The organism is Halomonas campaniensis (assembly GCF_002211105.1).
GTDB classification, from domain to species: Bacteria; Pseudomonadota; Gammaproteobacteria; order Pseudomonadales; family Halomonadaceae; genus Vreelandella; species Vreelandella campaniensis_A.
The window spans coordinates 33230-39021 of the sequence record NZ_JPUA01000048.1 but is presented as its reverse complement, the minus strand read 5'-3'; the positions used below and the strand labels follow the sequence as shown (position 1 = coordinate 39021).

The 5792-nt window shown below is 53.7% G+C and carries 4 protein-coding genes; all 4 read right to left on the bottom strand.

Annotated features, from left to right (window positions below; all coding sequences use genetic code 11):
- On the bottom strand, positions 1-3698 hold a 3698-nt coding region (locus JI62_RS23115; RefSeq protein WP_170938613.1), incomplete at its 3' end, for a calcium-binding protein.
- A gap of 26 nt (positions 3699-3724) precedes the next feature.
- The gene (locus JI62_RS20745; RefSeq protein WP_088701996.1) at positions 3725-4366 is read right to left on the bottom strand and encodes an imm11 family protein; all 642 of its coding nucleotides are present in this window, start codon (positions 4364-4366) and stop codon (positions 3725-3727) included.
- 357 nt (positions 4367-4723) lie between these two features.
- On the bottom strand, positions 4724-5209 hold the full coding sequence (locus tag JI62_RS20740; protein WP_088701995.1) for a hypothetical protein: 486 nt from the start codon (positions 5207-5209) through the stop codon (positions 4724-4726).
- A gap of 204 nt (positions 5210-5413) precedes the next feature.
- Positions 5414-5792, bottom strand: a 379-nt coding sequence (locus JI62_RS20735; RefSeq protein WP_170938612.1) for a hypothetical protein, incomplete at its 5' end; no start/stop codon positions are given.

Genomic DNA, 5792 nt, shown 5'->3' with positions numbered 1-5792 from the left:
TCCGAACCTTTGCCACCTTTGAGCACATCGTCGCCGGCACCACCGATCAGGGTGTCATTGCCATCGCCCCCTTCGAGCCTATCGTTACCCGCACCACCGACTAAGGTGTCATCGCTGATGTACCCTATAAGGTGGTCATCGCCCGGCGTTCCCATCAGCAGTTGGGCCTTGACGTCTTCAATCGACCAAGCAGTACCATCAGCGAAACGAAGCGTTTCCACCGCGTAGGAGGCTGCGGCATCGTTGTAAAAGTAACTCCTCACTTCGATGCGATCCTCACCGTTGGTAAGGCGTAGGATCAGGTCGCTACCGTTACGGCTCAGCGTGATATCGCTCGGGGCGATGTCCGCCGCAAAGTCAATGACGTCAACCGCTTCTTCATCACGGGAGGCATAATTATCGATGCGATCAAAACCCCAGCCACGGGCGAAGTGATACACGTCCGAGCCTTTGCCCCCTTCGAGGACATCGTCGCCAAGACCACCCTCCAACACGTCATCACCGTCTCCTCCTTCGAGCCTATCGTTACCCGCACCGCCGACTAAGAGGTCATTGCTGTCGTAGCCTGCTAGGTAATCGTCACTAGGAGTCCCGATCAGTATCTGAGCTTTAACGTCTTCTACTGACCAACTGGTGCCGTCAGCGAAACGAATCGTTTCCACCGCGTAGGAGGCTGCGGCATCGTTGTAAAAGTAACTCCGCACTTCGATGCGATCCTCACTGCCGGTAAGGCGCAGAATCAGGTCGCTACCGTCACGGCTCAGCGTGATATCCTCCGGGGCAATACCGGCCTCAAACGCAATGACATCGACCGAGTCGGGGTTGGGGTCGTAGTTGTCGATATAGTCCGAGCCCCAGCCGGTGGCGAAGCGATACGTATCCGATCCCTTGCCCCCTTCAAGATGGTCATTGCCGCCACCGCCGGTCAGAATGTCATCACCATCACCACCATCAAGCCTATCCTTACCAGCACCGCCTATAAGGATGTCATCCCCCGCAAGGCCGAATAGCTCATCGTCGCCAACACTCCCTTGGAGCTGGTCGTTTTGGTCGTCAAACCCAACCAGTTTGAGTGCGCCATTCGCGCTAACGGCGTTGCCGTGTGCATCTTCGAATCGGTTTACCTGCCCAAGTCCCGCCAGCAGCCGTTCGAAGTCTGAGCCATCGGCCGCGCCTTGGGCGTTCAGCTGCTGGAGTAGCGCATCAGTCAGCGGCACATCGGCCCGTTTTAGGGTGTCAGCGAACTCCAGTATCCGAGCAATTCCCGACCATCCATCATTTTGAAACGCCTCAGAGAAACGATCCACTAGGGCTTGTGTTTCGAAGTGCCATGCCGAGCCATTCGTATCGATGCCGACCTCCCCAAACCATTCGGCATGATGGGACTCAATCGCCAAGCTGGCGTATACCTGAGCGGCTAAGGCTTGATAGGTTTCCGTAAGCGACCGGGCCGCATTAGGGCCCGGATCATTCAGCCCAGCGTTGGTGCCCGCCCCTTGCACGAACTTTTCACCCATGAAAGCCTCCACCGCATACAGCTTTCTGGCATCCTCGATATACTGCCCTCGACTATCGGGCGCGTGCGCATTGGCGCCCGTCCAAGCGAATAGCAGCTCATCGATGAGGGCGTGGCGGCGGGCAATATCCTGTTCTGCGCCAAACTGTTCGATCAAGCTGCCTAACAGACCGCTTTCGTCTAGCGCTACCGCGGTGTGCAAATCATGCACGTTGCCGTAACCCACCAGGCCGGGGCCGACTGAGACCGCATCGTCGTTCGGTGGGGGCGTGCCATCGCGGGTATCCATCAAATCGTGCTGAAACCAGACATCGGTCAGCGCAGCTTCGCTGCCGTCGGTACGGGTGAAGTAGCCAAGCTGCAAATGCAGATTGCCGGCCTCGTCCGTTTCTGACGCGGAATCAAACGCAATACTGAGCGAGGCCACCCCGGCGTCTGCCAGGGAGAGCAGTTCGCCCGCCTGCACACGACCATCGCCATTTTTGTCCTGCCATACCTGCAGGCTAGCGAAATCTGCATCTTGCGCATCGACAACACCATCGTCGTTGGTGTCCAGTACAGCCAGGGAGGCAAAGCCATGTTCTGCCTTCTCGCCATCTTTGCCTAACGAGTGGTTGCCGAATAGTTCGCTGCCGTCGCTGATCTTGCCATCGCCATTTTTGTCCCACACCAGCAGGCCATCATCCGGGCTGACCCAGCCGCTCTTCTCAGCGAAACCATTGCCGTCGTGGTCAAAATAGGCCCCATCGGTGAGGGCAATGGTTTCCACGCCATCGCCATCCAAATCCAATACCAGCGGCGAGACGACCTTGCTGGCATAACCAAACTCGCCCTTAAGCCAGGACATAAAGCCGCCGGAGAGCATATCCACCCAGTAAGGCGCATCATGAACAACCTTACCGATCAGCTCGCTGATATTATTCAGGCCATCGGCGATCCCATAAATAGCCCATCCATTCGCCACCAAGGCGGCAGCGCCCGGTCCACCCACAACACCGGCCAATACCGTCGTACCAACAACCACAAACGCACTCAGCACAATAGCGGCCCCGAACGTCTCGACATCCTGGCGCATCGGCTGCCAATCGCCGGTATCCAGGCCGTGTTTGAGGCTATCGTAGGAGTGATTGAGGAACTCACCGGCATCACCGATGATTCCGCCGCCGACGCCCACCAGTGATTTTTCAAGGCTGAGGCGGATTTCCTGATCCAGCGCGGTAAAGGCCTCTGGCAACTGCAGGTGCCGCTGTTCGAGTTCCACCGCCAGCCCCGGGGCGGCCTCCATCGATACCTGGGTAGGGCCACTCTCCTTGTGCAGTGTTTGGGCGAGCGGCTGGCCGTCGTTATTGATGCCTGACTCACGCCTGACTGTCTCTTCTGCCGACAAAGGTTGGCCGTCAGCTTTTGCCTTATCGTAGCTGTTCTTATAGAAGATATTGGAAATGTCACCTCCCTTACCCTTCCCAGGGCCTGAGGACTCGATGCTCTTTCGGATATCCGCCAGCTTGTTAAGATACGCGTGATAAGTTTCTTCACTGATCACACCCAACTCGTAAAATGCTTTGGTTTGTTTCTCAGTGACTATCAGGCGGTGCTCGGTGTTGACCTGGCCATCAGTGCCTTTATCGGTAATATCCGCCTGATTAAAATGCTCGATAAAGTCACCCAGGCCATCCTGGGTCAGCACATCGGGGGCGGTGTAGTCGAGCTGCTTGGCTTTCCAAGCCTCATTCAGAATTTTTGTATTAGCGTCGCCCCCGGCCAGGGACAAGGGCTTGCCATCAAAGGTGGCCGTGCCCTCGGAGACTTCGCTGGCAAAACGCGCTAGGTCAAAAAAAGCGACTTTTTTCTGCTCACTGCTCAGCACTTCGTCTGGCGCGTTGAGAATAAGCCCCACCTGATCCAAAAGAAACTGGTTGTACCCTGGATGCCCGCCCTCATGATAACTACCGCCGATGCCGATATCACGATAGAAATTATCGCCGCTTAGCAGCGATTGCTTGATCGTCTCGGCCTGCGCCGCATCTCGATATAGAGCGGTCTTATTCTCCATGCTGTCGCGGAGATTAAGATAGTCGTCGCCAAACAGTTTTTGTAATCCCGAGCGAGTCTCGGGGTTATTAAAAAGCTGATTCGGTAGAATATGATGAATCTGAAAAAGATGCTTTATACCCTTGGCCATACCCCTACCCCCTTTTAAAAATGAAATTAGTCTTGGTTGGAAACGACGCGACAGCGATAAGGCTTCAATGGCTTAGTCAGTTTTTCGGCTTTTAGCGCTTCTACCAAGCGGTCACTTAGGAAAAACACATGCACCATTTTCTTTTCCATCCATAAATCAACACCCTGAAGAGCTTCACTGTTCAATGCCAGACCATCATTCTCGCGTCCCAAACTTGGCGCCCACATATCCTTACGCATAAAGGGAGATTGACCAGCCTCTGGCGACTCCTCCGGCACAAAGGTATCTTTGGTCTCGCCGAAGGCCAGCGTAAAGTACTCGCCCTCGAACGGTGTCGTGCGGTCGTGATGAAAGAGTTTTACCGGGTGCAATCCAGTCTTTCCCAGATCAAATCGACGCAGCACATCGGCGAAACGAGACGAGACGACCCAGAACCCAGCACAGAAGATGTCTGGCACCTTTTTGAACCGCTGATAGCTACTAGTCACATACATCTCTTTCGGAAAGCGATCCTTCGGTAACGGCTCGCCAAGTTTGGCTCGCTTCATGGCATCGACCGCGCTGTCTTCGTCCGTTAAATAATTATCTGGATCAAAAGCATAAATCAGTTCGCCATCGGTCAAGCAGTTGGTGGCCCAGACGCGGGCATCTAGGGTTCTGTAGCTCATGGTGTTTCTCCTGTGTTGGTGTTGCGTTTATTTAGCCCAAAACGTAGGCGTCAGTGTTTGGCCATTGCATCGACGCTGACGGTTACGCTCTCGGCGGCGTGTTCACAAGCTGATTGGGCAGCTCTTTCATCAACCAGTGATGAATCTGAAAAAGATGCTTTATACCCCCGGCCATACCCCTGCTCCCCTTTAAAAGATTGAATTAGTGCAGATTGGAAACGATGCGACAGCGATACGGTTTCAATGGCTTAGTCAGTTTTTCGGCTTTAAGCGCCTCTACCAAGCGGTCACTCATAAAAAAAGCTTCGACTAGCTTTTTCTCCATCCAAAGATCAACGCCTTCCAAGGCATTTTTATTTAACGCAAGACCATCATCCTCCCCCCCAAACTTGGCGCCCACATATCCTTACGCATAAAGGGAGATTGACCAGCCTCTGGCGACTCCTCCGGCACAAAGGTATCTTTGGTCTCGCCGAAGGCCAGCGTAAAGTACTCGCCCTCGAACGGTGTCGTGCGGTCGTGATGAAAGAGTTTTACCGGGTGCAATCCAGTCTTTCCCAGATCGAATCGACGCAGCACATCGGCGAAACGGGCTGATACCACCCAGAATCCACTGGTAAATATATCCGGCACTGTTTTTATTTTTTCGTATTCACTGGCAACATACATCTCCTTCGGAAAGCAATCGGCCGGTTGCGGTTCTCCACGCTCTGCACGGTTCATGGTATCCGCCGCGCGCTCTTCGTCCTCCAGACTTTTATCGGATCTAAAACCATAAATCAGTTCGCCATCGGTCAGGCAGTTAGTGGCCCAGACGCAGGCATCAAGGGTTCGGTAGCTCATGGTGTTTCTCCTGTGTTGGTTGTTGGTGTTGCGTTTATTTAGCCCAAAGCGTAGGCGTCAGCATCTGGCCATCGACGCTGACGGTTACGCTTTCGGCGATGCGTTCACAAGCTGATTGGGCAGCTCTCTCATCAAACAGTGATGAACCTGAAAAAGATGCTTTATACCCCCGGCCATACCCCTCCCCCCTTTTAAAAAATTGAATTAGTTCAGATTGGAAACAACGCGACAGCGATAGGGCTTCAATGGCTTGGTCAGTTTTTCGGCGTTTAGTGCCTCTACCAAGCGATCACTTAAAAAGAAAACATGCCGCAATTTTTTCTCCATCCACAAATCAGCCCCTTGCATAACCCTTTCTTCAAAAGCCAAGCCATATTCATTATCCGAATGTTTTGGCCCCCAGAGATCTTTTTTAGTAAAAGGAATTTTCCTGACCTTAGGCGACTCCTCCGGCACAAAAGTATCCTTGGCCTCACCAAAAGCCAGGACGAAGTACTCGCCTTCGAACGGTGTCTTACGGTCATGATGAAACAGCTTGACTGGATGTAACCCCGTTTGGCCCAGCTCAAAACGACGCAGCACC